Origin of the sequence: Rhizobacter terrae, assembly GCF_003852895.1 — a bacterium.
Classification (GTDB): Bacteria; Pseudomonadota; Gammaproteobacteria; order Burkholderiales; family Burkholderiaceae_C; genus Albitalea; species Albitalea terrae.
In genome coordinates this window covers 1,046,892-1,071,826 of record NZ_QUSW01000001.1, presented here as the reverse complement: position 1 = coordinate 1,071,826, position 24,935 = coordinate 1,046,892, and the positions used below count along the sequence as shown (strand labels likewise).

The following is a 24,935-nucleotide window of genomic DNA, read 5'->3' as shown; positions in this document are numbered from 1 at the left end:
AGGGCCATCTTACCCGCCAGCCCTTGGCCGTGTCGTGACTCGGGAAACGATCAGCGCACGGCCGGGAGCACCGCCGGAAATCAGCGCTTGACGCGTCCGTCCTCGGTCAGCATGGACAGGTCCACGAACTTCGATGCGACGTGGTCCCGGCCGCCGAACTTCACGTGGAATCCGCCGAAGTCACCGTTGTTGATGGACTCCAGCGCCGTCACCAGCGACTCGCGGTTCAGGTTCTTGCCGGCGCGGCGCAGGCCCTCGGCCAGCACCTTGGCGGCGAGGTAGCCCTCCATGCTGGAGTAGTTGGGCTTGAAGTTGCCGCCGGCCTTGGTGACCGCGTCGGTGTACTCGCGGGAGATCGGTGTGGTTGTCGAGAAGGGGAAGGGCATGACCTGGCTGATCATCACCCCATTGCCTTCCTTGCCCAGCTCGTCGGCCAGGGCCTGCGTGCCCACGAAGGACACGTTGTAGAACGTGCCGCCATAGCCTGCCTTGCGCGCTTCGCGGATGAAGGCAGCGCACGACTTGTACGCGCTGATCTGCACCACCGTGTCGGGCGACTTGGCCACGATCTCGCTCACCGCCTGCGCCACGTTGACCGTGTTGCGCTCCACCGTGCCCAGCGCGACCGGCTCCAGGCCCAGCGGCTTGAGCGCGCGGCGCACGCCTTCCAGGCCGGCCTTGCCGTAGGCGTCGTTCTGGTAGAAGACCGCGATCTTCTTCAGCCCGAGCTCGGTGAGCTGCTTCACGATGAGGCCGGTCTCGTCGTAGTACGAAGCCCGCAGGTGGAACACCCACTTGCTGAACGGGTCTCGCAGCGCCTCGGCGCCGGTGAACGGGCCGAACAGGGGAATCTTCGCCTCGTTGATGAGCGGCAGGGCGGCCAGGCAGGTGGGCGTGCCCACGTAGCCGAAGAGGGCGAGCACCTCTTCCTTGATGAATTTCTCGGTGTTGGCCTTGCAGCGGTCGGGCTCGTAGCCGTCGTCCAGCGTGCGGATCTCCACACGCTGGCCGTTGATGCCGCCGCTGGCGTTGAGGTGGTCGAAATACAGCTTGGCGCCCGCATTCATCTGGATGCCCAGCTGTGCGGCCGGTCCGGTGAAGGCGGCCGACTGACCGAGGATGATGCGGCTGGCCTGTGCCCAGGCCGGTGCGGCAACGGCGGCCCCGACGGCGGCCAGCCGGGTGATGGCGTCACGACGGTTCATTGTTCTTTCCTCCTGCCCCAACAGATACAGGCACGGCCAGGACGCCCCTCGTCCGCCATGCCATGCCTAGGGTTTTCAAGCATAGACGCGGCTCGTGCCGTCCGGCCGGCCCCTGAGCGCATGACGCACCAAGGGTTGTGCAATAGTTGCCAGATGAACGAAGCAACTGCAGTCACGACCGTCCGGGCCGCCTGTCCCCACGATTGCCCCGACACCTGCGCGATCCGTGTGACGGTGCAAGACGGTCGTGCGATCAAGGTGCAGGGCCACCCGGACCATCCGCCCACCCATGGTGCGCTGTGCACGAAGGTGTCGCGCTACCCCGAGCGCACCTATTCAGCCGATCGCGTGCTGCATCCCCTCAAGCGCGTGGGTCCCAAGGGCAGCGGGCAGTTCGCGCGGGTGAGCTGGGACGCGGCGCTCAGCGACATCGCCTCGCGGCTGAGGGCGATCGCCGCGCGCGACCCGCAGGCCATCGTGCCTTACAGCTATGCCGGGACGATGGGGCTGCTGCAAGGCGAGAGCATGGACCGCCGCTTCTTCCACAAGCTGGGCGCGTCACTGCTGGACCGCACCATCTGCGCCTCGGCGGGTGGCGAGGCGCTGGCGGCCACCTACGGCGGCAAGATCGGCATGCATGTGGAGAACTTCGCGCACAGCAAGCTCATCATCATCTGGGGCAGCAATTCCATCGCGTCCAACCTGCACTTCTGGACTTTCGCCCAGGCAGCCAAGCGCAATGGGGCGAAGCTCATTTGCATCGATCCGCGCAAGACCGAGACGGCGGACAAGTGCCACCAGCACATCGCCATCCTGCCGGGCACGGATGGAGCGCTGGCGCTGGGCCTGATGCACGAGCTGATCATGAACGACTGGCTTGACCACGACTACATCGAGCAGTACACCGAAGGCTGGCCCAAGCTGCGCGAGCGTGCCTTGCAGTGGACGCCGGAGCGCACCGCCGAGACCTGCGGCATCAGCGCCGACGAGGTTCGCGGCCTGGCGCGCGACTACGCGACGGCCAAGCCCGCGGCCATTCGACTGAACTACGGCATGCAGCGCGTGCGCGGCGGCGGCAATGCGGTGCGGCTGGTGGCCATCCTGCCGTGCCTGGTCGGCGCCTGGCGCGACAGGGCGGGCGGCATGCTGCTGTCGGCCTCGGGCTGGTTCCCGGTGGATCGCGCGGCCTTGCAGCGGCCCGACCTGATGGCGGGCCGCCAGTGCCGCACCATCAACATGAGCACCATCGGCGACGACCTGCTGCGCGAAGCCTCTCCGGAGTTCGGGCCGAAGATCGAGGCGCTCGTCGTCTACAACAGCAACCCCGTGGCCGTCGCACCGGAGTCGCCCAAGGTGGTGAAGGGCTTCAGCCGCGACGACCTCTTCACTGTGGTGCTCGAACAGTTCATGACCGACACCGCCGACCATGCCGATTACGTGCTGCCGGCGACGACACAGCTCGAGCACCTGGACGTGCACACCAGCTACGGCCACAGCTACGCGCTCATCAACGAGCCAGCCATCGCGCCGCTGGGCGAGGCGCGGCCGAACACCGCGGTGTTCCGCGAACTGGCGCAACGCATGGGCTTCGACGAGCCCTGCTTCAGGGACAGCGACGAAGCCATGGCCCGCGTGGCCTTCAGCCGCGACGTGAGCTTCGATGCGCTGCGCGAATCGCATTGGGTGAAGCTGCCGCTGCCCGATGCGCCGCTGGCGCAGGGCCAATTCCGCACGCCCAGCGGCAAGTGCATCATCGACTCGCCCCTCTTCGGCGTGCCGGACCATGTGCCCAACTATGAAGCGCCCGGCAGCGAGCTGGCGGGCCGGTATCCACTGGCGATGATCTCGCCGCCGGCGCGCAACTTCCTCAACTCCAGTTTCGTCAACGTGCAGAGCCTGCGCGACATCGAAGGCGAGCCGGTGCTGGAGATGCACGAGGCGGACGCGCGTGCGCGCGGCATCGCCGATGGCCAGCAGGTGCGCGTGTTCAACGACCGCGGCGAGTATGTCTGCAAGGCGGTGCACAGCAAGCGCGCACGGCCGGGCGTGGTCAACGGGCTGGGCATCTGGTGGCGCAAGCTGGGCGCGCGAGGCACCAACGTGAACGAGGTGACGCACCAGCGCCTGACCGACATCGGCCGTGCGCCGTCCTTCTACGACTGCCTGGTCGAGGTCCGGCCGGCAGCTGCTGCTGCAACGTGAGACGCTGGCTGCTGATGGCAGGACTCGGAATCGTCGGCACGCTGGCCCTGGCTGCGGGCACGGTGTGCCTCACGGCAGGCTGCAGCACGCTGGGCTACTACGCGCATTCGGTCGGCGGCCACCTCGACCTGCTGCGCAGCGCCAAGCCGGTGCCGGAATGGCTGAGCGACGAGGAGGCCAAGCCTGAGCTCAAGGAACGGCTGGCGCTGACGCAACGCATCCGCGACTACGCCGTGACCGAGCTGAAGCTGCCCGACAACGCGAGCTACCGCCGCTATGCCGACCTGCACCGGCCTGCAGCGGTTTGGAACGTGGTGGCCGCGCGGGAGCTGAGCCTCACGCTGAAGACCTGGTGCTTCCCCGTCGTGGGTTGCGTCGGCTACCGGGGCTACTTCGATCGGCAGAGGGCCGATGCCTTTGCCGAGGAACTGCGGGCCGAGAAGCTGGAAGTCAGCGTCTATGGCGTGCCTGCTTATTCGACGCTGGGCACCTTGCCCGGCGACTTCTTCTCCGACCCGCTGCTCAGCACCTTCATCCACTACCCCGAAGGCGAGCTGGCGCGGCTGATCTTCCATGAACTCGCGCACCAGGTGGCGTATGCCGCGGGCGACACCGAGTTCAATGAATCGTTCGCCACCGCGGTGGAGCGCATCGGCGGCACGCGCTGGCTGGAGCAGAAGTCCACCGCGCAGGCCCGGCAGGAGTACGCCGAGTACGACGCCCGGCGGCAGGACTTCCGCGTCATCACGCAGAAGTACCGTGACAAGCTCGACGCGCTCTACAAGAGCTCCACCACCGACGACGAGAAGCGTGCCCGCAAGGCGGCCATCATGGTCGAGCTGCGTGACGAATACGCTGCCATGAAGGCCCAGCGCTGGGGCGGGTTTTCAGGGTATGACGGCTGGTTCTCGCGCGCCAACAATGCGGCCTTCGGCGTGCTGGCCGCCTACAACGAACTGGTGCCCGACTTCGAGCGTCTGTTCGAGCGCGAGGGGCGCGACTTTCCCCGCTTCTATGCGGAGGTCAAGCGCCTGGCCAAGCTGCCCAAGAACGAACGCCGCGCCGCGCTGCGCCAAGGAGACTGATCCATGCCCGACATCCGCATCCACCGCAACCACAAGCTGGGCCTGGCCAAGGCACGCGAAGTCGCCTGGCAGTGGGCCGAGGAGGTGGAGAAGAAGTTCGACATGGAATGCACCGTCATCGAGGGCGATGAGACGGACACGGTCGAATTCACCCGACCCGGGGTAAAGGGCCAGCTGCTGGTGGCCGCCGACCGCTTCGAACTCGACGCGAAGCTGGGCTTCCTGCTCGGGGCCTTCAGCAAGACCATCGAGTCGGAGATCGAACGCAACCTGGACGAGCTGCTGGTGAGCAACAAGCCCAAGAAGGCGCCGGCGAAAAAGGCCGCAAAAAAGTAGGGCAAAGCAAAAGCGAGCGCAGCGACGCGCTCATCCAGCAACGCCCGCGGGACTGGCTTTGCCAGCCCGCTGGGTGGCGCCCCTCGGGGGCAGGAGCGCCAGCGACTGGGGGGCCGTTATTTCAGGGATTCGATGAGGTCGACGTATTCCTGCATGGCTTCGTCGCCAGTCTTGCCTTTGAGCTCCGCCCAGGCGTCGAACTTGGCGCGGCCCACCATGTCGGTGAACCCGGGACGCTTGCCTTCCACGTCGCCTGCGCTGGCTTGCTTGTAGAGGGCGTAGATTTTCAGAAGCGTCATGTTGTCGGGCTTTTCCGACAGCTTCTTCGAATCAGCCACTGCTTGTTCGAATTGGGCCTTCAAGTCAGCCATGCTGCGTCTCCAGTAGGTAAAAATCGGCGATAGACCGGGCCGGATGTTACCCAGCAACGCGGCCCGCCACACACCAATGCCTTAGAGGAGACTCCCCATGCCTGCAGCCGCCACCGAGCGCATGTCACGTGTGGACACCGCCTGGTTGCGGATGGACAACGACGTCAACCTGATGATGATCGTGGGCGTGTGGCTGCTTCAGCCGGGCATCACCTACGAGGCGCTGGCCGAGCGCGTGAGCGACAAGCTGCTCAAGTACGGCCGCTTCAAGCAGAAGGTGGTTGAGGATTCCATGGGTGCGAGCTGGGTCGATGACGAGGACTTCGACGTCGGCCACCACATCGTGAAGCACACCCTCAAGCGCCGCCGCGGGCAGAGCGAGCGTGCCGCCTTGCAGGAGTTCGTGGGCGACTTGTCGATGCAGCCGCTGGACCCGGCACGGCCGTTGTGGCAGTTCCACCTCATCGACGGCTACGAGGGCGGCAGCGCGCTCATCGCCCGTGTGCATCACTGCATCGCCGACGGCATCGCGCTGATCTCGGTGATGCTTTCGATCACTGACGGCGGCATGGACCCGCCCGAGCGTCGCGCCCGCAAGGCCGACGAAGACACCGACCGCGACTGGCTCACCGATGCCGTGGTCAAACCCTTCACCGACCTCACGACCAAGGCCATTGGCATGTATGGCAGCGGCGTGGCCAAGTCCATGGAGGTGCTGGCCAATCCGTACCAGCCGCTCTTCGGCTCGATGGACATGGCGCGCACCGGCTACCAGGTGGTGAGCGACGTGGCCTCCATGGCGCTGATGCCCGACGACTCGGCCACGCAGCTCAAGGGAAAGCCCATCGGCAAGAAGACCGTGGCCTGGGGCGAGCCCCTCGCGCTGGACCATGTGAAGGCCGTGGGCAAGGCGCTGAACTGCTCCGTCAACGACGTGCTGCTGGCCTGCGTGGCCGGTGCCATCGGCGAGTACCTGCGTGACCGGGGCGAGGACCCCGACGGCAAGGAAATCCGCGCGATGGTGCCGGTGAACCTTCGGCCGCTGGAGAAGGCCTACCAGCTCGGCAACCGCTTCGGCCTGGTGCCGCTGGTGCTGCCCATCGGCATCAGCAACCCCATCGAGCGCGTCTACGCCGTCCGGGCCCGCATGAACGAACTCAAGGGCAGCTACCAGCCGGTGCTGGCCTTCGCCGTTCTGTCAGTGGCAGGGCTGCTGATCAAGCCGGTGCAGGATGCGCTGCTCAACATGTTCGCCAAGAAGGCCACGGCGGTGATGACCAACGTGCCGGGTCCGGCCAAGCCGCTGAAGTTCTGCGGCTCGACCCTTCGCCAGACGATGTTCTGGGTGCCGCAATCGGGCGACATCGGCATGGGTGTGAGCATCCTCTCGTACGGCGGCGGCGTGCAGTTCGGGTTGATCACCGACGAAAAGCTGTGCCCGAAGCCTCAGCAGATCATCGACCGGTTCGAACCGGAGTTCGAGAAGCTGCTGATGGTCACGCTGATGCTGCCTTGGGGCGAGGCGGCTTAGCGCTGCTTTTCTTTCGCCTCTGTTGGGTGGGGCCGCGGCAGGCGGCATGGGCCAGGGGCTGCGGCTGTGGCGGTCGGCCTGCGGCCGACTGCGCTGTGCTGCTCGCACCGAGGGGTGTGCCTCGGAACTCCCTACGCGCCCCTGCGGTGCGCTGCGGTCAAACAGCCGAGGCAAGTATGAGGACGAAGCGTGCTGCGCACGCCACCCCTCGGTGCTGCGCTGCTCGCCGCCACAGACGCAGCCCCTGGCCCATGCCGCCTGCCGCTCAACAACCGGTGGGGGTGCTCGACGAGAAAACCAAGTGCTGCAACAGCAAAGGCGTGGGTGGGCTGGCTGGGGCGCGCATCAGGAAGCGGCGAGGAGGTGAGCACGGACACAAGAGGTCCAGTGGACCTCTTGTGCCTTGCGAACGGCCGGGCCTTGGCCCGGCGCGGCCTGCAAGGCCAGGGCTTGTGGTCGCGCGCGAAGCGCGCTTCGTCCTCATGCTCGGCGAGACTGTTTGAGCGCAAGGCACCGCAGGGGCCTGAAGCGAGTTTCTCGCCGGACCACAAGCCCGAGCACCGCAGCGGAGTCGGCCAACGGCCGACCGCTTCCGCCGCGCGCCCCAGCCAGCCCACCCACGCCTTTGCACCACCCGATCGAGGCGTCAGCTCATTCCTCGAGTTCAGCCTTCGCCATCTCCACATCGAGCCGCTCCATGGCATCCTTGGCCTCGCATTCAGCAGCCTGTGCGTAGAGCTTCTCAGCTTCCTTCATCTTCTTGTCGCCTTCAAGCATGACAAGCCCATTCGCGTACTCGACCATCGCGATGGCCGATGAAGGATTCAGCTTCAAGGCCTGCTTGTACATCGACAGGCCCGTGTCCTTGCTGGCGCCCTGGGTGCGTCCCAGCAGCGAGCCGACCTTGTCGATCACCTCTGCATGGAAGGCGCCCAGCGCGATGTGCGCATCCGCATGCTTAGGCTGCAGCTTGATGGCGGTTTCCAGCGCGCCCTTGACCTTGCCGCCGAGTCCCTGGGCCAGTGCCTTGGCCACGCTGATGCCCTGGCTGTAGCGGCCCAGCGCATAGGCCATGAAGTAGTGCGCGTTGGCGTTCTTGGGGTCTTCCGCAGCCTGCGCTTCAGCACGCTCGGCGACTTCCATGAACATCGCGAGCTTGGTCTTCTCGCTCTTTTCCAGGTAGTTGGCGTAGATGGACTGGGCCTTGTTCGCGACCGTGATGCCTGCGCCACCCGCCTTCAGGCCTGCCTCGGTCGCCTTCTGGAAGTCGCCCGCATGGAACAGCGCCCAGGCGGCCAGCACCTTCTCGTCCTTGGGCAGGGGCTCGGCGTCACCGGCGTGCAGCCGCGCCCAGTTCTTCTTCAGCGCGGCGGCGTCATAGGTGTAGTCGTCCGCGTCGTAGGGGAAGGCAGTCCATTTGGCCATGACAGGTTCTCCGGGGTTCAGGTTCTGTTGTAGTTGCCGACCAAGCCGAGCAGGTGCTCCTTCTGGGCCGGTTCAAGGTAAGGCATGAGCAGGCTCAGCACGTGGAAGGCACCGCGCAGCAAGGCGGCGCCGGCGCTCTCGGGTTCCAGCGCCTTGCGCGGATCTCGCACGTATTCGTAGCTCAGCCAGTAGGTCAGCACCACCACCATCGAGGTGGCCACCGGTTCGGCCTCGCGCGAATCCATGCGCATCGCGCTGCCTCGGGCCAGGCCGTCGAGCACGCTTTGCACTGCGCGCGACTTGTTCTTCAGCACGAACTGGAAGTGCGTCTCCAGGCGACGGTTCTTCGACAGCAGGTCGTTCAGGTCGCGGTACAGGAAGCGGTATTGCCAGATCAGCTCGAACATCATGTGGAAGAACAGCCACGCGTCCTCCACGTTGCGCACGTTGTCCGCCGCGTGCAGCAGCTCGTTGAGCGAGCGCTCGTAGCGGTCGAACAGGCTGTTGATCAGCTCGTCCTTGGCCGGGTAGTGGTAGTACAGGTTGCCCGGGCTGATGTTGAGCTCGGCGGAAATCAGGGTCGTGGAGACGTTGGGCTCGCCGAACCGGTTGAAGAGGTCCAGCGTGACCTCGAGGATGCGCTCAGCGGTACGCCGCGGTTTCTTGGCCTGCGTTGCCATGGATTTGTCTCGGGAGCCCTTTATGGTTTGCCGGGCAATCTAGCACCATCCGCCGGCCAGACCAATGCGAAGCGCCCCTTGCGCTGCACGATTCGATACGGCTGCCTACAATTCGCGCCCTCATGTCGAGCATTTCCACCGGCGCCTCCACGCCTGCCATTTCCTTCCAGGACGTCAGCAAGACCTACGTCGGGGCCCGTGGCAGCGTCCACGCTCTGGACAACGTGGCCTTCGACATCCAGCCCGGCGAGTTCTTCGGGCTGCTGGGTCCCAATGGGGCGGGCAAGACCACGTTGATCAGCATCCTGGCCGGCCTGGCGCGGGCCTCGGGCGGCGCGGTCAAGGTCCACGGCCACGACGTGGTCGCCGACTATGCCGCCGCCCGCCGCAGCCTGGGCATCGTGCCGCAGGAACTGGTCTTCGACCCGTTCTTCAGCGTGCGCGAGGCGCTGCGCATCCAGAGCGGCTACTTCGGCGTCTACGACAACGACGCCTGGATCGACGAATTGCTGGAGAACCTGGGACTGTCCGACAAGGCCAACGCCAACATGCGCCAGCTCTCGGGCGGCATGAAGCGCCGGGTGCTGGTGGCCCAGGCGCTGGTGCACCGGCCACCTGTGATCGTGCTGGACGAGCCCACCGCCGGTGTGGACGTGGAGCTGCGCCAGACCCTGTGGCAGTTCGTCGCGCGGCTCAACAAGCAGGGGCACACGGTGCTGCTGACCACGCACTACCTCGAGGAAGCCGAGGCGCTGTGCGGGCGCATCGCCATGCTCAAGCAGGGCAAGGTGGTGGCGCTGGATCGCACCTCGGCGCTGCTGGCCGGCACCGCCAGCACGATGATGCGGTTCAAGCTCGACGCCGTGCTGCCGCCTGACCTGGCCTCCAAGGCGCGGGTGACGGGGCGCATCGTGCAGATCAAGGCCCATGACGCCAAGGAGGTCGAGGCGGTGCTCGCCCGGTTGCACGCGGCCGGCTGCCAACCCGAAGACCTGGAGATCGGCCGTGCGGATCTCGAAAATGTGTTCCTCGAAATCATGCAGGGCGAATCCAAACCCTTGCCATTGAAGGTGGAGGCTGCGGCATGAGCGCCGCTCGCACCGCAGCGCGCAGCGCGGAGGTTTCCGAATGACCCAGGTGTCCACCAGCCGCCTCGCCGGCACGCAGACGCTGCTCTACAAGGAAGTGCTGCGCTTCTGGAAGGTGGCCTTCCAGACCGTGGCCGCGCCCGTGCTCACCGCGGTGCTGTACCTGCTCATCTTCGGCCACGTGCTGTCCAACCGGGTCCAGGTGTTCGAGGGCGTGGGCTACACGAGCTTCCTCATTCCTGGCCTGGTGATGATGAGCGTGCTGCAGAACGCCTTCGCCAACAGCAGCTCTTCGCTCATCCAGAGCAAGATCACCGGCAACCTGGTGTTCCTGCTCGTGGCGCCGTTGTCGCACTGGGCCTGGTTCATCGCCTACGTGGGCGCGGCTGTGGTGCGCGGGCTGGCGGTGGGCCTGGGCGTGATGCTGGTGACGCTGTGGTTCGCGCCGCTGCGTGCCGCCGAGCCCTGGTGGATCGTCGTCTTCGCCCTGCTGGGCGCGGGCATGCTGGGGTCGCTGGGCTTGATTGCCGGGCTGTGGGCCGAGAAGTTCGACCAGATGGCCGCCTTCCAGAACTTCATCATCATGCCCATGACCTTCCTGTCAGGGGTCTTCTACTCGGTGCATTCGCTGCCGGCGTTCTGGCTGGGCGTGAGCCACCTGAACCCGTTCTTCTACATGATCGATGGCTTTCGCCGTGGCTTCTTCGGCGTGAGCGACGTCTCGCCCTGGGTCAGCCTGGGCGTGGTGGGCGTGAGCTTCGCGGTGGTGGCGGGCATCGCGCTGAACCTGCTGCGCATCGGCTACAAGATCAGGCACTGAGCCCGCCGGGCCGGATCATTCGGCAGAGAGTCCGCGCTCCTTGATGAGCGCATGCCAGAAGGCCGTTTCCTTCTGCAGGAAGGCTGCCAGCGCCGGACCATCGGAAGGCGTCACTTCCAGGCCGAAGTCCTCCAGCCGCGCCTTCACCTCGGGATTGGTGATGGCCTTGTTCATCTCCATGCTCAGCTTGGAGACGATGTCGGCCGGCGTCCCCTTGGGCACGAACAGCGCCTGCCACGCGGTCACGTCGAAATCCTTGATGCCCAGCTCGTCCAGCGTGGGCACGTCGGGCAGCGAGGGGATGCGCTTCTTCGACATCACCGCCAGCGCCTTGACCTTGCCGGTGCGGATCTGCGGCAGTCCGGCCGCGGTGTCCAGCACCATCATCGGCACCTGGCCGCCGATCACGTCCTGCACCGCCGGTGCCGTGCCGCGGTAGGGCACGTGCACGATGAATGCCTTGGCGCGATCCTTCAGCAGCTCCATCGCCAGGTGGTGCGGGCTGCCCACGCCGGGCGAGGCGTAGCTGTACTTGCCGGGGTTCTTCTTCACCTCTTCGAGCAACTGCTTGCCGCTGGTGAAGCCGGCGTTCGGGTTCACCGCGAGGATCAGCGGGAAGCGTGCCATGAAGCCCACCGGCGTCAGGTCCTTCGGGTCGTAGGGCAGCTTCTTGTACATCGCGCTGTGGAACACCATCGCGCCGTTGTCGCCGGTGACGATGGTGTAGCCGTCGGGCGGCGACTTCGCGGCATTGTCGGTGCCGATGATGCCGGCCGCGCCCGGCTTGTTCTCGATGACCAAGGTCTGGCCCAGCTGCTTGCCCAGCTGCGGTGCGAGCTGGCGGGCGAGGAAGTCCGAGCCGCCGCCGGCCGGGTAGGCCACCACCCAGCGGACGGGCCGGGCGGGCCAGGCCTGCGCCAGGGCGTGCAGGGGTGAGGAGAGGGCGGCGGATGCCGCGGCGAAAGCGAGCGCGCCGCGGCGCGTGATGATCTGCGTCATTGGAGGCTTTCCGCGTGGAAGGGTGGGCGGCATCTTAGGGGCTGTTCCGGGGCCGCGCTCGCGCCGTGGTTCATCCAGGGGCGTTTGTCCGCGGCGACCATAATCGGCCGATGAGCATGTCCCCCGTCTTCACGCCACCTGCCCAGCCCCAGGCGGGCTGCGACCTCTGCACCAACCCCGGCGGCCTCCTGCTGTGGTCCGAGGGCGATTGGCGGGCGGTGCGGGTGGAGGATGCAGCCCATCCGGCCTTCTACCGGGTGATCTGCAACCGGCACGTGCGCGAGTTCTCGGACCTGTCCGGCGTGCAGCGCTCACGCTGCATGGACCTGGTGTGCGCCATCGAGCAGGTGCTGATCGCGCAACTCAACCCGACCAAGATCAACCTGGCGGCGTTCGGCAACATGGTGCCCCACCTGCATTGGCACGTGATGGCCCGGTTCGACTGGGATGACCACTTTCCCAACCCGATCTGGGGTGCCCGGACCCGCGAACCGGCCCAGCCTGCGGCTGAGCGGCTGGCGGTCGGCCTCGATGTGCTGGACGCCGCCGTGCTGCAGGCGCTGGCAAACGCCTGACGGCCGCGGGCCTCCGATAAACTGCGGCACGACTACTCCTCCTCCCAGCAGCACCCCGCAAGCCATGGCCGGCCTGACCGCGAACACCCCGCAACCCACCTCCATCACCGTGCACCAGCAGTCACGCGTGCTGGAGATCGGCTTTTCCGATGGCCGCGAGTTCCGCATTCCCTTCGAGCTGATGCGCGTGTACTCGCCCTCCGCCGAGGTGCAGGGCCATGGCCCGGGGCAGGAGGTGCTGCAGACGGGCAAGCGCGAGATCGGCATCAGCGCCATCGCGCCGGTGGGCAACTACGCCGTGCAGCCTACGTTCTCCGATGGCCACGACACCGGCATCTTCTCGTGGGACTACCTCTACCACCTGGGCGCCGACCAGGAGACGCTGTGGCGCCAGTACGAGGAGCGCCTGGCCCAGGCCGGCATGTCGCGCGACGAACCCATGCCGGAAAAGTCCGGCGCGGCCTGCGGCCATCACCACTGAATCGAGCGCCACCATGAGCGAAACCCACTTCGGCTTCGAAAAAGTCGACGACTCCCAGAAGGCCGGCCGCGTGCGCGGCGTGTTCGATTCCGTCGCGTCCAACTACGACGTGATGAACGACCTCATGTCCATGGGCCTGCACCGGGCCTGGAAGGCGTACACCGTGGCCGTGGCCAACCTGCGCCCCGGCGACAAGGTGCTGGACATCGCCGGCGGCACGGGCGACCTGTCGCGCGCCTTTGCCAAGAAGGTGGGCGCCCAGGGCCTGGTCGTGCACACCGACATCAACGAGGCCATGCTGCGCCAGGGCCGCAACCGCCTGCTCGACGAAGGGCTGGCCCTGCCGACGTCCATCTGCGATGCGGAGTCGCTGCCCTTTCCGACGGCCAGCTTCGACCTCGTGAGCGTGGCCTTCGGCCTGCGCAACATGACGCACAAGGACCGTGCGCTGGCCGAGATGAACCGCGTGCTGCGCGTGGGTGGCCGGCTGCTGGTGCTGGAGTTCTCCAAGGTGGCGGCGCCCCTGCAGAAACCGTACGACTGGTACTCGTTCAAGATCCTCCCGCGCCTGGGCCAGCTCGTGGCTGGCGACGCCGACAGCTACCGCTACCTGGCGGAGTCCATCCGCATGCATCCCGGCCAGGCCGAGCTGAAGGAGATGATGAAGACCGCCGGCTTCGGGCACGTGGACGTGCACAACCTCAGTGCCGGCGTCGTCGCCCTGCACGTGGGCATCAAGTGCTGAGCTGTTACAGGTCCCGTTGAACCCGTTGAAAGCGGGCCGACCCCCCGAATCCGATGCCCGGGTTCCCCCTTACTCACGGGGGGATGAGGCCTGAACTTGGGGTACAGGTCACGTTCTAATCGGCCTCGCGTGAGCGTGGGGCTGGGAGGTCCGTCTTGTAGCCATCTATCGCCGGTACACTCGGCGATTGCCCGGAACTGGGCGGGGTTTCCCATTGTTTTATGCCTCGATGCGGCGTGAATGCTGCATCCCATGCCCGCCGTTCGCCACCGTTCAGCCATTCGCCACCAGCAAAGCCTGACAAAAAAGCCCTGGAGACCGAACCACAATGACTTCCACGTTCACCTTGTCCCGTTCGATCACGACCTCGGTCCGGGTCGCAGCCGTAGCCGTTGCAGCCGTGTCGGTGCTCCTCGCGGGTTGCGGCAAGAAGGACGAGAAGAAGGCCGCTTCGCAGACCGCGGCGCGCGTCAACAAGGAAGAGATCACCGTCCACCAGATCAACCACGTGCTGGCTTCACAGCGCGGCCTGGCGCCTGAGCAGGCTGCTTCCGCCAGCCGCCAGGTGCTGGAAAAGCTGATCGACCAGGAGTTGGCCGTGCAGAAGGCCGGCGAACAGAAGATCGACCGCGATCCGCGCGTGGTGGCGCAGGTCGATGCGGCCCGCCGTGAAATCATCGCACGGGCCTACATCGAGAAGATCGGCGCCGGCGCACCCAAGCCTTCGCCGGAAGAAATCAAGAAGTACTACGACGAGAACCCCGCGCTGTTCCGCGAGCGTCGCGTCTACAACCTGCAGGAAATCGTCATCGAGGCCAAGCCCGAGCAACTCGACGATCTGCGCACCCGGCTGCAGAGCTCCAAGGACATCAATGACTTCGTGGCCTACCTGAAGGCCAACAGCGTCAAGTTCGGTGCCAACCAGGCCGTTCGCGCTGCCGAGCAGCTGCCCCTGGCCCGCCTGGAAAGCATCGCCCAGATGAAGGATGGCCAGGCCCAGTTCGTGCCGACCTCGCGCGGCGCCCAAGTGCTGGTACTGGTCAGTTCCCGCAGCCAGCCGGTCGACGAAGACCGCGCCAAGGGCCCGATCGAGACCTACCTCATCAACGAACGCAAGCGCAAGGTGATCGAAGACGACCTGAAGTCGCTGCGCTCGGCCGCCAAGATCGAATACGTGGGCGACTTCGTCCCGACCGCCAAGCCGGCCACCGCGGCGTCGGCCACCGAGGTCAAGCTCACCAAGTCGCCGCTGACGTCCACTCCGGCGTCAGCGCCCGAGCCGATTCTGCCCGTGCAGCCCGCGTCCATGCCCACCGGCACGACGCTGGAGCAGGGCATCAAGGGATTGAAATAACGAGAACTCTGGCAACGGGAGTGCCGATGCAGTGCCGGGGGCACGCTTGACACCCACCTTCAACCGAGGAACCAAGATGCGATTTTTCCTGAAGACCCTGCTGATGTTCTGGTTCGGCATCAGCGCTGCGTTCGCGCAGAACGCGCCAGCCGCCGCACCCAAGCCCGAGCACCTGCTCGGCCCGGGCGACGTGATCCGGATTTCGGTCTACCAGAACCCTGACCTGGGCGTCGAGACCCGCCTGTCGGAGAACGGCCAGATCACCATGCCTTTGGTGGGCGCCGTTTCGCTGGACGGCCTGTCCAGTGCCGCCGCCGAGCAGAAGATCGCCAAGGCGCTGAAGGACGGCAACTTCGTGCTCAAGCCCCAGGTGGCCGTGACGCTGATGCAGGTGCGCAGCGCCCAGATCTCCATCCTGGGCCAGGTGGCCAAGCCGGGCCGCTACCCGATCGAGCAGGTCAACATGAAGGTGTCCGAGATGATCGCGGCCGCCGGCGGCGTGATCCAGGGCGGCTCGGACGTGATCACGCTCGTGGGCACGCGCAACGGCAAGCCGGTCCGGCTGGACATCGACCTGCCCGCCATCCTGCAGGCCGGCAAGAGCGAGCTGGACATCTCGGTGGCCAACAACGACATCATCTATGTCGACCGTGCGCCGCTCCTGTACATCTACGGCGAGGTGCAGCACCCCGGCGTGGCGCGCCTGGAGCGCGGCATGACGGTGCTTCAGGCGCTGGCCCAGGCCGGCGGCCTCACCCAGCGCGGCACCGACCGCGGCCTGCGCATCCATCGCCGTGACGCCAGCGGCCAGACCCGCGTCATCCAGCCGAACATGAATGACCTCGTCGAGCGCGACGACGTCATTTACGTGCGCGAGTCGATTTTCTAAGGTAGCCCATGAGTCCCCTGCAGTTGTTCCGGGCCATCTGGTCCAAGAAGTGGCTGGTGCTGGTGATCGCCGTCATCGTGGCGTGCGCCGGTACCGCGGTCACGCTGACGCTTCCCAAGCAGTTCATCGCTGAAGCGTCCATGATCGTGGACGTGCGCAACGACCCGATCCTCGGCGCCCTGGCGCCGGGCCTGGCCTCGCCCGCCTACATGGCAACGCAGGTGGAAGTGCTCAAGAGCGACCGCGTGGCATCCCGCGTGGTGAAGATGCTGGGCGTGGAACGCTCGCCGGAGGCGGTTCGCCAGTGGCGTGAATCCACCGAGGCCAAGGTGCCGCTGGAGCGCTACTTCGCCGGGCTGCTGCAGCGCGGCCTGACGGTGGAGCCCGCACACGGCAGCAACGTCATCAGCATCAGCTTCGCCTCGCAGGATGCCGCCTTCGCGTCCAGCGCGGCCAACGCCTTTGCGCAGGCCTACATGGACGTGTCGGTGGAGCTGCGCATCGAGCCGGCCCGCCAGTCGGCCACCTTCCTCGACGAGCAGGTGAAGCTGCTGCGCAGCAACCTGGAAGCGGCGCAGGCCAAGCTGTCCAAGTTCCAGCAGGACAAGGGCATCGTCGTTTCCGACGAACGCCTGGACCAGGAGAACTCCCGCCTGGGCGCGCTGCTGGCCCAGCTGGGCACGGCCGAGGCCGAGTCCGTCGATGCGCAGACCCGCCAGCGCATCACCGGCACTGACACCTCGCCCGACGTGCTGAACAACGCAGCTGTGCAGAGCCTGAAGAGCCAGCTGGCCACGGCCCAGCAGCGCTTGAGCGAGATCAGCAGCGTGGTGGGCAAGAGCCATCCGCAGCGTTTGGCCCTGGAAGCCCAGATCGCTGAACTCAACCAGCAGATCGCCAGTGAGATTCGCCGGGTTTCCGGCGGCAGCTCGGTGATCGTGCGCGGCACAGGCCAGAAGATTGCCGAACTGCGAGCACTGGTCGAGGCGCAGAAGAAGACGGTGCTGTCGCTGCGTTCGCAGAAGGACCAGATCTCGGTGCTGCTGCGCGACGTGGAAACTGCCCAGCGGGCCTACGAAGGCGTGAGCCAGAAGGTGAGCATGCTCAACCTGGAAGGCCAGAACACGCAGGCCAACACCCGGCTGCTGAGCCCCGCAGTAGAACCCATCTTCCCGGCGCGTCCGCGCGTGCTGGTGAACATCATCGGCTCCATCGTCGGCGGCCTGCTGCTGGGCGTGGGTGCCGCCTTGCTGTGGGAAGTGCTGGACCGCCGCGTGCGCGGCCCGCAGGACCTGCTCGCGACGCCTGGAGTGCCGGTCATCGGCGTCCTGCGTCCTGCTGATTCCAAGCGGCCGATCTTCCGCCAGCTGACCTCCGGCCAGCGGCCTGCACGGCCCATGCTGAACGCCCCGGGAGCGCGCTGACATGAAGATGACCGTTTCAGTGGCCACCGGCGCGCCGAGGGCCAACCGCTCGATCGGCGCGATCCTGATGGACAGCGGCGTGCTCACGCCGGAAGACGCAGAGCGCATCATCCAGTTCCAGAAGGAACACGACATCCGCTTTGGCGAGGCGGCCATCCGCCTGGGCCTGCTGACCGAAGCCGACATCCAGTACGCGCTGTCGCGGCAGTTCTCCTATGCCTACCTGCGCGCCAGCGCCGAGAAGAAGACGCTGTCGGACGAGCTGGTCGCGGCCTACCAGCCCTTCAGCCCGCGCGTGGAGCAGCTTCGCGCCATCCGCTCGCAGCTGATGCTGCGCTGGTTCGACAAGACCGAGCAGCGCCAGGTGCTGACCGTCGTGGGCACGGACCCCGGCGTGGGCCGCACCTACCTGGCGGCCAACCTCGCGATCATCTTCTCGCAGCTGGGCGAGCGCACGCTGCTGATCGACGCCGACATGCGCAACCCGCGCCAGCACGAGCTCTTCCTGCTGCAGAACAAGGTGGGCCTGTCCACCGTGCTCGCAGGCCGCTCGCGCGACGAGGCCATCATCCGCATCACCGACCTGGCCGGCCTGTACGTGCTGCCCTCGGGCCCCATCCCGCCCAACCCGCTCGAACTGCTGAGCAAGATGAACCTGGACGAGTTCCTGATTCATGCGCGCGCCAGCTTCGACGTCGTCATCATCGACACGCCCTCGCTGTCGGTGGGCGAGGATGCCGCCATGATCGCCGCGCGCACGGGCTCCGTGCTGGCCGTGGCCCGCACCGGCGCCACCCGCGTCCATGCCTTCAACGACATGGTGCAGGGCTTGACCGAATCCGGCGTGGCGGTGGTGGGCTCGGTGCTCAACGACGTGCCGCCGCCCAAGAAGGCCAAGAAGAAGTGAGCCTGACGTGAGCAGTACCGCCCCCGTTCCAAATGGCACCAACCGCTGGCTGGCCGATTCCGATCGCGTCACGCCGTGGCTCATCGTGCTGGCCGGCTTCGCGGTCATGTACGTGCCGGTGTACTGGTGGGCGGCTCACGTCATCTGGCAGTCCGACGACCATGCGCACGGCCCCATCATCCTGGCGGTGATCGGCTGGCTGTTCTGGACGCTGCACAAGGACCTGCTCGAGTCGCCGACGGAACCTTCTCCGGCACTGGGTTGGCCGATCTTCGTGTTCGGCCTGCTGGTGTACTTCGCCGGGCGGATGTTCAACGTGTCCATCCTGGAGTTCGGTTCGCAGATGCCGGTCAGCGCCGGCCTGCTGCTGCTGCTCAAGGGCCGGCGGGCGCTGCGCCTGGCCTGGTTCCCGGTCATCTACTTCGTCTTCATGATCCCGTTGCCGGGCGTGCTGGTGGACGCCATCACCGGCCCGCTCAAGCAGTGGATCTCCAGCATCGTCGAGACCGTCCTGTACGCGGTGGGCTACCCGATCGCGCGCTCGGGCGTGATCATCAGCATCGGGCAGTACCAGCTCCAGGTGGCCGACGCCTGCTCCGGGCTGCATTCGATGTTCAGCCTGTCCGCACTGGGAACGCTGTTCATGTACATCATGGACCGCAAGAGCCGCGTGCACAACGCGATCATGCTGCTGTCGCTGCTGCCCATCGCGTTCTGCGCCAACATCGTGCGCGTGATGGTGCTGGTGCTCATCACCTACTACCTCGGCGACGAGGCGGGCCAGGGCTTCCTGCACGGCACGGCCGGCATGGTGCTGATGGTGATCGCGCTCTTGATCTGCTTCCTGCTGGATGCCGTCCTGGTGCGCGTTCTTGGCGAGCGCAAGCCGCCGGCCGCGGCCGCCTGATTCCACAGACGCAGCCGCCTCGCTTCGGTCATGCCGGTCCATCTTCGTGCCCTGATCGTCCTGCTGGCATTCGCCGGCATCGTGTTCGCGCTGTCCAAGCGCGCGGCCACGGAATGGTGCATCGACGAGGCTGACTTCAACCGGCGGCGCAACCTGTGGTTCATCATCACCTGCATCGCCTTCATCGCGCACAACTTCTGGCTGTTCATCATCCTCAGCGCGATGGTGATCCTGATGGTGCGGCGCGAGGAGCACAACCCGCTGGCGATGTTCGCGGTGGTGATGTTCGCCGTGCCGCCCATCTCGTCGAAGGTGCCGGGCTTCGGCCTGTTCAACCAGCTGCTGGACTTCGACTACACCCGGCTGACCTCGCTGACGCTGCTGCTGCCGGCCTACTTCCTCTTCCGCCGCGACGCCAAGGCGCATGGCGAGGGCTGGAACTACGCCGACCTGTGCCTGCTCGTCTACATCCTCGTGCAGCTGGGCATCCGGCTGTCGGTGGACACGGTCACCAACACGCTGCGCTACACGCTGTACGCCATCGTGGACGTGGGCTTGCCGTACTACGTGGCCAGCCGCTCGCTGCGCAGCGCCAAGTCGTACCGCGACGTGTTCATGAGCTTCACGCTGTCGGCGCTGCTGCTGGGCCTGGTGGCGATCTTCGAGGCAGTGAAGTACTGGCTGCTGTACGGTGACGTGATCCATGCGCTGGGCCTGAAGTGGGGCTACAGCAACTACCTCGCACGCAGTGCCTTGCTGCGTGCGCAGGGCCCCACCGGCCAGCCGCTCGTGCTGGGCTGCATCTTCGTCGTGGCGATCGGCCTGTACCTGGGCGTGCAACGCTACGTGGTCGAGAACAGGCGCATCTGGTGGCTGGGCCTGCTGCTGCTGGTCGGCGGCCTGATCGCCACCGTTTCGCGCGGCCCCTGGGTCGGCGCCTTCCTCGCGCTCATCGTGTTCCGCCTGTCCGGCCCCAAGGCGCTGGGCGGCCTGTTCAAATCGGCCATCGTGCTCGGGCTGATCGCCGGCCTGGTGATGGTGTCGCCCCTGCGCGATTCGGTGGTGGAACTCCTGCCGTTCGTGGGCACGGTGGAGGCCGAGAACGTGGTGTACCGCCAGCGCATGCTGGAGTCGTCCATCCAGATCATCCTGCAGAACCCCTGGTTCGGTTCCAGCGACTACGTCTACCAGCTGGTGGACATGGACCTGGTGATCGGCGGCATGGTGGACATCGTGAACTCCTACGTCGCCATCGGCCTGGCCAACGGGCTGGTGGGCCTGGGCGCCTTCATGGGCGTCTTCCTGCTGGCAGGCCTGTCGATCTTCTGGTCCATGCGCAAGCTGCCCAACCCGGACTGCGAGGAACGCACCATCGGCCAGGCGCTGCTCGCGGCCCTGGTGGGCATCGCCTTCACCATCGGCACGGTGAGCAGCATCTCGTTCATTCCGCTGCTGTACTGGTTCCTCGCAGGGTTGTGCGTGGGCTATTCGAACATGGTCAAGCGCACGCTCGAGAGCGCGCCGGCGCCCGAGCCCGTGTCCGAGCCGTTCCGCGGGCCACGCGCCTTCCGCGGCGCCGCGTCGTGGTCGCGCACGACATGATGGCCTCGGGCGCCATCGGTCGTTCCTTCCTCCCCCGCATCGCTAGCTTCATCGTCGGCTGCTGCGCGGCTGGATGGGCGCTGTCGGCGCCGCTGCCTGACACCATCGACTGGACGGCCGCCCAGCCTGACCTCTCCTTCCTCAACCAGCCCGAGCGCCCGGCCGGCAAGCGCGGCTTCGTGCACGCCAAGGGCGATGCGCTGGTGTTCGACGACGGCAGCACGGCCCGCTTCTGGGGCGCGAACATCACCGCCGCCAGCCTGTTCCAGACGGACCGCGAGGCCGTGAAGGAGCAGGCCCGGCGCCTGTCGCGCCTGGGCTTCAACCTCGTGCGGCTGCACCACCACGACTCCTACTGGGTGCAGCCCAACATCTTCGGCACCCGTTCGCCGAGCACGCGCCGCATCGACCCCGCCATGCTCGACAAGCTCGACTGGTGGGTGCATTGCCTGAAGGAAGAGGGCATCTACGTGTGGGTGGACCTGCACGTGCAGCGAAAGCTCACCGCCGATGACGGCATCCCCGGCTTCGCCGACATGGCCAAGGGCCAGTCTGCCGTGGACCTCAAGGGCTTCAACTACATCGATGCGGACATCGAGCGGGCGATGCAGGCCTTCAACGAGGCCTACCTCACCCACACCAACCCCTACACCCACCTGGCGCTCAAGGACGACCCGGCGGTCGCCGCCGTCCTCATCACCAATGAGAACGACCTGACGCACCACTACGGCAATGCGCTGCTGCCCAACCAGAAGGTCGGGCGGCACGGGCAGCGCTACATGGACGAGGCGAAGGCCTTCGCCAAGGCGCACGACCTGCCCGAGGACAAGGTGTGGAAGGCCTGGGAGTACGGCCCGTCCAAGCTGTTCCTGAACGACCTCGAGCAGCGCTTCAACGCCCGCATGATCAGCCACCTGCATGCGATCGGCGTGAAGGTGCCCATCGCCACCACCAGCCTGTGGGGCTGGCAGGCGGTGTCGCTGCCGGCGCTGACCGTGGGCGATGTGGTCGACGTGCATGCCTACGAGGAGCCAGGGTTCCTCGGGCGCGACCCCCGCAAGCAGGGCAACGCCATGCACATGGCCGCCACCGCGCAGGTGGTGGGCAAGCCGGTGACGGTCACCGAATGGAACATGGGCAAGCTGGACGTGCCCGACCGGCATGAGCTGCCGCTGTACGTCGCCGCCACGGCCAGCCACCAGGGCTGGGACGCGCTGATGCACTACGCCTATGCGCAGACGCCGTTGCAGTCCGCCGGCTTCGCTTCCATCTGGCATGCGTTCAACGATCCATCGCGCCTGGCCGTGCTGCCCGCCGCGGCGCTGCTGTACCGCCGGCACGACGTGCGCGAAGCCACCACGGACTATGAATGGTCGCCCACCGCCGCTGAACTGTTCGACGCGCCCATCGCTCCTGCGACCTCCATGCCCTTGCGCCTGGCGGCCGAGCATGGCCGGCTCGTGACCCGCATGCCCGCCATCGTGGCGCTGCCGTGGCTGAAGAGCGCTTCGGCGCCGCAGGCCCTGTCACCCGCCAAGGCCGCCAGCGCAGCGAACGACGCACTGGCCTCCGACACCGCAGAACTCAAGCGCGACTGGAAGCGCGCCACTTTCACCGTCGACACCGCCCGCACCCAGCTGGCCTCCGGCGCCATCGGCGGGCGCGAGATCAAGCTGGGCGACATCAGCGTCCGCCTGCAGACGCCGCGCGCGAGCGTGGTGGTGCAGTCGCTGGACGACAAGCCCATCCGCGAGTCCGGCCGCCTGCTGGTGTCCATCGCCACCGACGCGTCGCCCGCCGGCGAGAAGGACCTGCCTTATTCGAGCGAGCCGGTCCGCGGCGACATCGAGATCGCTGCGACGGGCCTCGCGGTCGACGCCCAGCAACCCGGCGTCCAGGTCCGCGAGCAGCAGGGCCGCACGCTCATCGTTCTCAACGGAAAGGAAGTGGTGCATTGGCTGAGCTTGCAGCGAAAGACGGCGGTGAAACGATGAGCGAGGGCGCACCCAAGGAAAGCCTGCGCCAGCGCGTCATCCGTGCCGGCGGCTGGACCATCTTCGGCCTTGCCACGAGCCAGGTGCTGCGCTTCGGCAGCAACCTCATCCTCACGCGGCTGCTGTTCCCCGAAGCCTTCGGACTGATGGCGCTGGTGCAGTCGGTGCTGGCCGGCGTGGCGCTGCTGTCGGACGTGGGCATCAGCCAGAGCATCGTCATCAGCGCCAAGGGCGCGGACCAGCGCTACGTGCACACCGCCTGGACCGTCCAGATCTGCAAGGGTGCGCTCATCGCGCTGGTGCTGCTGGGGCTGGCGCACCCGGTGGCCGCCTACTACAAGCAGCCCCTGCTGGCCCAGCTGCTGCCGATGGTCGCCCTGGTCGCGTTCTTCGACGGCTTCGTGTCCATCAAGGTGGCGCTGTCCAACCGCAACGTGGACGCCAAGCGTGTCACGCTGATCGAGGTGGGGGCGCTGTTCATCAACATCGTCGTGGCGACCCTGCTGGCCCTGCGCGACCCGACCCCCTGGGCGCTGGCCTGGGGCTACATGACGGGCGAGCTGGTGAAGATGCTGTCCAGCCACCTCATCCTGAAGGGCCCGCGCGACCGCTTCGCCTGGGACCCGGCCGTGGTGCGCGGCATTTTCTCCTTCGGCATGTGGGTGATGCTCAGCTCCAGCCTGACCTTCCTGGGCGGCGAAGGCAACCGCCTCATCTGGGGCTCGGTGCTCGACATCCGTTTGCTGGGCCTGCTGGGCCTGGCCACGACCATCAACATCGTGGTGTGGAACCTGCTCAAGCAGGTGGCCGGGCGCGTGTTGCTGCCGGCGTATTCCGAGGTGCTGCGCACCAGCCCCGAACGCTTCTCACGGGCGGTCGAGCGTGCCCGCTTCGTGCAAGTGGCGCCGGCATGGTGCTTCGCCTTCGTGCTCGTCTTCGGGGGGCCGAGCCTGTTCCACTTCCTCTACGACGCGCGCTACCAGCAGGCGGGGACCATCGTGCAGATCCTGGCCATGGGCCTGATGGTGGACATGCTCAACGGCTCCTTCTCCGGCGTGCTGTGGGCGATGAAACGCATCGGCATCAGCACCGTGATGCAAGTCGCACTTTTGGCCTGCCAGATCGGCGGCATGCTGCTGGGCTACTGGCTGCACGGGAAGCCGGGTGCCATCATCGGCTTTGCCGCGGCCGGCTGGGTGCTCTACCCCCTGCACGCCACCGTCTACGCCAGGCTGGGCCTGTGGCACCCGCGCATCGACATCCCGGTGCTGGTGGCATCGACGGCCGTGGTGGTCACTGTCGCGCTGACCAATGACTGGAGCGCCCTCGAGGCCATCAAATGAGTGCCGCCGCCGACCCGTCCGCCATTGCCGTGAGCATCATCGTGCCGATGCTCAACGCGCAGGACTACGTCGAGGCAGCCCTGCACTCCATCCTGCGCGAGACCGTGGTGGCGCTGGAAACCATCGTCGTGGACGACGGCTCCACCGACCGCTCCCGCGAGATCGTCGAATCCATCGGCGACCCGCGCATCCGCGTGGTCGAAGGCCCCCGCCGCGGCATCTCGGCGTCGCTGAACACCGGTCTCTCGCATGTCCGCGGCGAGATCGTCATGCGCTGCGACGCGGACGACCTCTACCCCGAGGGGCGCATCCGCCGCCAGGTGGCCTGGCTGGAGGCGCACCCTGACCAGGACGCGGTGTGCGGCGCATTCAGCACCATCGACACCGAGGGCCGGCTGGTCGCCGAGGTGGGCAAGCGCGGCGGCCCCGTGTTCGAGCGCATCGAGGCCGAGCTCTGCAAGGGCGTGACCCGCACGCACCTGTGCACATTCGCCATCCGCCGGCGCGTGTTCGACCGCATCGGCGGCTTCCGCGAATACTTCGAGACCGCCGAGGACCTGGATTTCCAGCTGCGCATGGGCGAAGCCTGCCGCGTGGGCTACGTGCCGGTGGACGAGTACTTCTACCGCCTGCACGGCGCGTCCATCACGCACTCGCGCAGCAGCGGCCGCCGGCAGTTCTTCGACCGCGTGGCCGTGCAGTTCCAGCAGCAGCGCCTGCTGGCCGGCGACGATGCGCTGACGCTGGGCCAGGCGCCGGCAGCGCCCGCGGCCTCGGAATCGCCCAGCGGCAGCGTCAACATGCACATGCACGGCCTGCTGGTGGGCCAGTCCTGGCGCGACCTCGGTGAGGGCCGCGTGCGCTCGGGCGTGTCGCGCGCATGGCGCGCGGTGACCAGCCATCCCCTCTATCTCAGGGGGTGGATCAACTTCGCCAAGATTCTGTATCGTGCGGCCTTCCCGAAATGACGAT

23 protein-coding genes are annotated in these 24,935 nt (G+C 66.7%); 18 read left to right on the top strand and 5 right to left on the bottom strand.

What is annotated here, in order from left to right; genetic code table 11:
• Positions 1-80: 80 nt before the first annotated feature.
• Complete coding sequence (locus DZC73_RS04925) at positions 81-1,205, bottom strand: ABC transporter substrate-binding protein (RefSeq protein ID WP_124539048.1); 1,125 nt, start codon at positions 1,203-1,205, stop codon at positions 81-83.
• Positions 1,206-1,358: 153 nt separating this feature from the next.
• Here DZC73_RS04925 and DZC73_RS04920 point away from each other — a divergent pair, with 153 nt between their 5' ends.
• From DZC73_RS04920 to DZC73_RS04910, 3 genes are read left to right on the top strand one after another with little or no spacing between them, the layout of a single operon-like run.
• Positions 1,359-3,407, top strand: a complete 2,049-nt coding sequence (locus DZC73_RS04920) for a molybdopterin-containing oxidoreductase family protein (protein WP_124539047.1) — start codon at positions 1,359-1,361, stop codon at positions 3,405-3,407.
• Positions 3,408-3,421: 14 nt separating this feature from the next.
• Positions 3,422-4,492: an aminopeptidase gene (locus DZC73_RS04915; protein WP_124539046.1), complete on the top strand. Its 1,071-nt coding sequence runs from the start codon at positions 3,422-3,424 to the stop codon at positions 4,490-4,492.
• A gap of 3 nt (positions 4,493-4,495) precedes the next feature.
• Entirely contained in the window at positions 4,496-4,828 is a 333-nt protein-coding gene (locus DZC73_RS04910) for a polyhydroxyalkanoic acid system family protein (protein WP_124539045.1), read from the top strand.
• A gap of 116 nt (positions 4,829-4,944) precedes the next feature.
• Here DZC73_RS04910 and DZC73_RS04905 read toward each other — a convergent pair whose 3' ends face one another.
• Positions 4,945-5,199 carry an acyl-CoA-binding protein gene (locus DZC73_RS04905; RefSeq protein ID WP_124539044.1) on the bottom strand — a complete coding sequence of 85 codons (255 nt, stop codon included), beginning with the start codon at positions 5,197-5,199 and terminating at the stop codon, positions 4,945-4,947.
• Between the two features lie 97 nt (positions 5,200-5,296).
• On the opposite strand from DZC73_RS04905, the gene DZC73_RS04900 reads away from it, so the two are divergent.
• Positions 5,297-6,730 carry a wax ester/triacylglycerol synthase family O-acyltransferase gene (locus DZC73_RS04900; protein WP_235834983.1) on the top strand — a complete coding sequence of 478 codons (1,434 nt, stop codon included), beginning with the start codon at positions 5,297-5,299 and terminating at the stop codon, positions 6,728-6,730.
• A 651-nt stretch (positions 6,731-7,381) separates the two neighbouring features.
• Here the strand turns inward: DZC73_RS04900 and DZC73_RS04895 are convergent.
• Together DZC73_RS04895 and DZC73_RS04890 are read right to left on the bottom strand one after the other, a co-directional pair.
• Positions 7,382-8,155: a tetratricopeptide repeat protein gene (locus DZC73_RS04895; RefSeq protein WP_124539043.1), complete on the bottom strand. Its 774-nt coding sequence runs from the start codon at positions 8,153-8,155 to the stop codon at positions 7,382-7,384.
• A 17-nt stretch (positions 8,156-8,172) separates the two neighbouring features.
• Positions 8,173-8,835 (bottom strand): TetR/AcrR family transcriptional regulator, encoded by a 663-nt coding sequence (locus tag DZC73_RS04890; protein WP_124539042.1) that lies wholly within the window; start codon positions 8,833-8,835, stop codon positions 8,173-8,175.
• Positions 8,836-8,957: 122 nt separating this feature from the next.
• On the opposite strand from DZC73_RS04890, the gene DZC73_RS04885 reads away from it, so the two are divergent.
• Together DZC73_RS04885 and DZC73_RS04880 are read left to right on the top strand one after the other, a co-directional pair.
• A complete protein-coding gene (locus tag DZC73_RS04885; protein WP_124539041.1) occupies positions 8,958-9,923 on the top strand; it encodes an ABC transporter ATP-binding protein in 966 nt (321 codons plus the stop codon).
• Between the two features lie 40 nt (positions 9,924-9,963).
• Positions 9,964-10,743, top strand: coding sequence for an ABC transporter permease (locus tag DZC73_RS04880; RefSeq protein ID WP_124539040.1), 780 nt, complete (start codon positions 9,964-9,966; stop codon positions 10,741-10,743).
• A 15-nt stretch (positions 10,744-10,758) separates the two neighbouring features.
• On the opposite strand, the gene DZC73_RS04875 is transcribed toward DZC73_RS04880, so the two are convergent.
• Positions 10,759-11,742: a Bug family tripartite tricarboxylate transporter substrate binding protein gene (locus DZC73_RS04875; protein ID WP_124539039.1), complete on the bottom strand. Its 984-nt coding sequence runs from the start codon at positions 11,740-11,742 to the stop codon at positions 10,759-10,761.
• A 110-nt stretch (positions 11,743-11,852) separates the two neighbouring features.
• On the opposite strand from DZC73_RS04875, the gene DZC73_RS04870 reads away from it, so the two are divergent.
• From DZC73_RS04870 to DZC73_RS04815, 12 genes are all read left to right on the top strand, one after another.
• Positions 11,853-12,317 carry an HIT family protein gene (locus DZC73_RS04870; RefSeq protein ID WP_235834982.1) on the top strand — a complete coding sequence of 155 codons (465 nt, stop codon included), beginning with the start codon at positions 11,853-11,855 and terminating at the stop codon, positions 12,315-12,317.
• Positions 12,318-12,381: 64 nt separating this feature from the next.
• A complete protein-coding gene (locus DZC73_RS04865; RefSeq protein WP_124539038.1) occupies positions 12,382-12,798 on the top strand; it encodes a gamma-butyrobetaine hydroxylase-like domain-containing protein in 417 nt (138 codons plus the stop codon).
• A 13-nt stretch (positions 12,799-12,811) separates the two neighbouring features.
• Positions 12,812-13,543 (top strand): bifunctional demethylmenaquinone methyltransferase/2-methoxy-6-polyprenyl-1,4-benzoquinol methylase UbiE, encoded by a 732-nt coding sequence (gene ubiE, locus DZC73_RS04860; RefSeq protein WP_124539037.1) that lies wholly within the window; start codon positions 12,812-12,814, stop codon positions 13,541-13,543.
• 328 nt (positions 13,544-13,871) lie between these two features.
• A complete protein-coding gene (locus DZC73_RS04855) occupies positions 13,872-14,897 on the top strand; it encodes an EpsD family peptidyl-prolyl cis-trans isomerase (protein WP_124539036.1) in 1,026 nt (341 codons plus the stop codon).
• Positions 14,898-14,973: 76 nt separating this feature from the next.
• Positions 14,974-15,786: a polysaccharide export protein EpsE gene (epsE, locus tag DZC73_RS04850; RefSeq protein WP_124539035.1), complete on the top strand. Its 813-nt coding sequence runs from the start codon at positions 14,974-14,976 to the stop codon at positions 15,784-15,786.
• Between the two features lie 8 nt (positions 15,787-15,794).
• A complete protein-coding gene (gene epsF, locus DZC73_RS04845) occupies positions 15,795-17,210 on the top strand; it encodes a chain length determinant protein EpsF (RefSeq protein ID WP_124539034.1) in 1,416 nt (471 codons plus the stop codon).
• A gap of 1 nt (position 17,211) precedes the next feature.
• Positions 17,212-18,117 carry a chain length determinant protein tyrosine kinase EpsG gene (epsG, locus tag DZC73_RS04840; RefSeq protein WP_124539033.1) on the top strand — a complete coding sequence of 302 codons (906 nt, stop codon included), beginning with the start codon at positions 17,212-17,214 and terminating at the stop codon, positions 18,115-18,117.
• Between the two features lie 7 nt (positions 18,118-18,124).
• Positions 18,125-19,024, top strand: coding sequence for an exosortase B (xrtB, locus tag DZC73_RS04835; RefSeq protein ID WP_198414779.1), 900 nt, complete (start codon positions 18,125-18,127; stop codon positions 19,022-19,024).
• 30 nt (positions 19,025-19,054) lie between these two features.
• Positions 19,055-20,626 (top strand): O-antigen ligase family protein, encoded by a 1,572-nt coding sequence (locus DZC73_RS04830; protein WP_124539032.1) that lies wholly within the window; start codon positions 19,055-19,057, stop codon positions 20,624-20,626.
• Entirely contained in the window at positions 20,608-22,620 is a 2,013-nt protein-coding gene (locus DZC73_RS04825; protein WP_124539031.1) for a glycoside hydrolase 5 family protein, read from the top strand. The genes DZC73_RS04830 and DZC73_RS04825 overlap by 19 nt, the downstream gene beginning before the upstream one ends.
• Positions 22,581-23,963 carry an oligosaccharide flippase family protein gene (locus DZC73_RS04820; RefSeq protein WP_124539030.1) on the top strand — a complete coding sequence of 461 codons (1,383 nt, stop codon included), beginning with the start codon at positions 22,581-22,583 and terminating at the stop codon, positions 23,961-23,963. The genes DZC73_RS04825 and DZC73_RS04820 overlap by 40 nt, the downstream gene beginning before the upstream one ends.
• Positions 23,960-24,931: a glycosyltransferase family 2 protein gene (locus DZC73_RS04815; protein WP_124539029.1), complete on the top strand. Its 972-nt coding sequence runs from the start codon at positions 23,960-23,962 to the stop codon at positions 24,929-24,931. Before DZC73_RS04820 ends, DZC73_RS04815 begins: the two co-directional genes overlap by 4 nt.
• Positions 24,932-24,935: the final 4 nt, after the last annotated feature.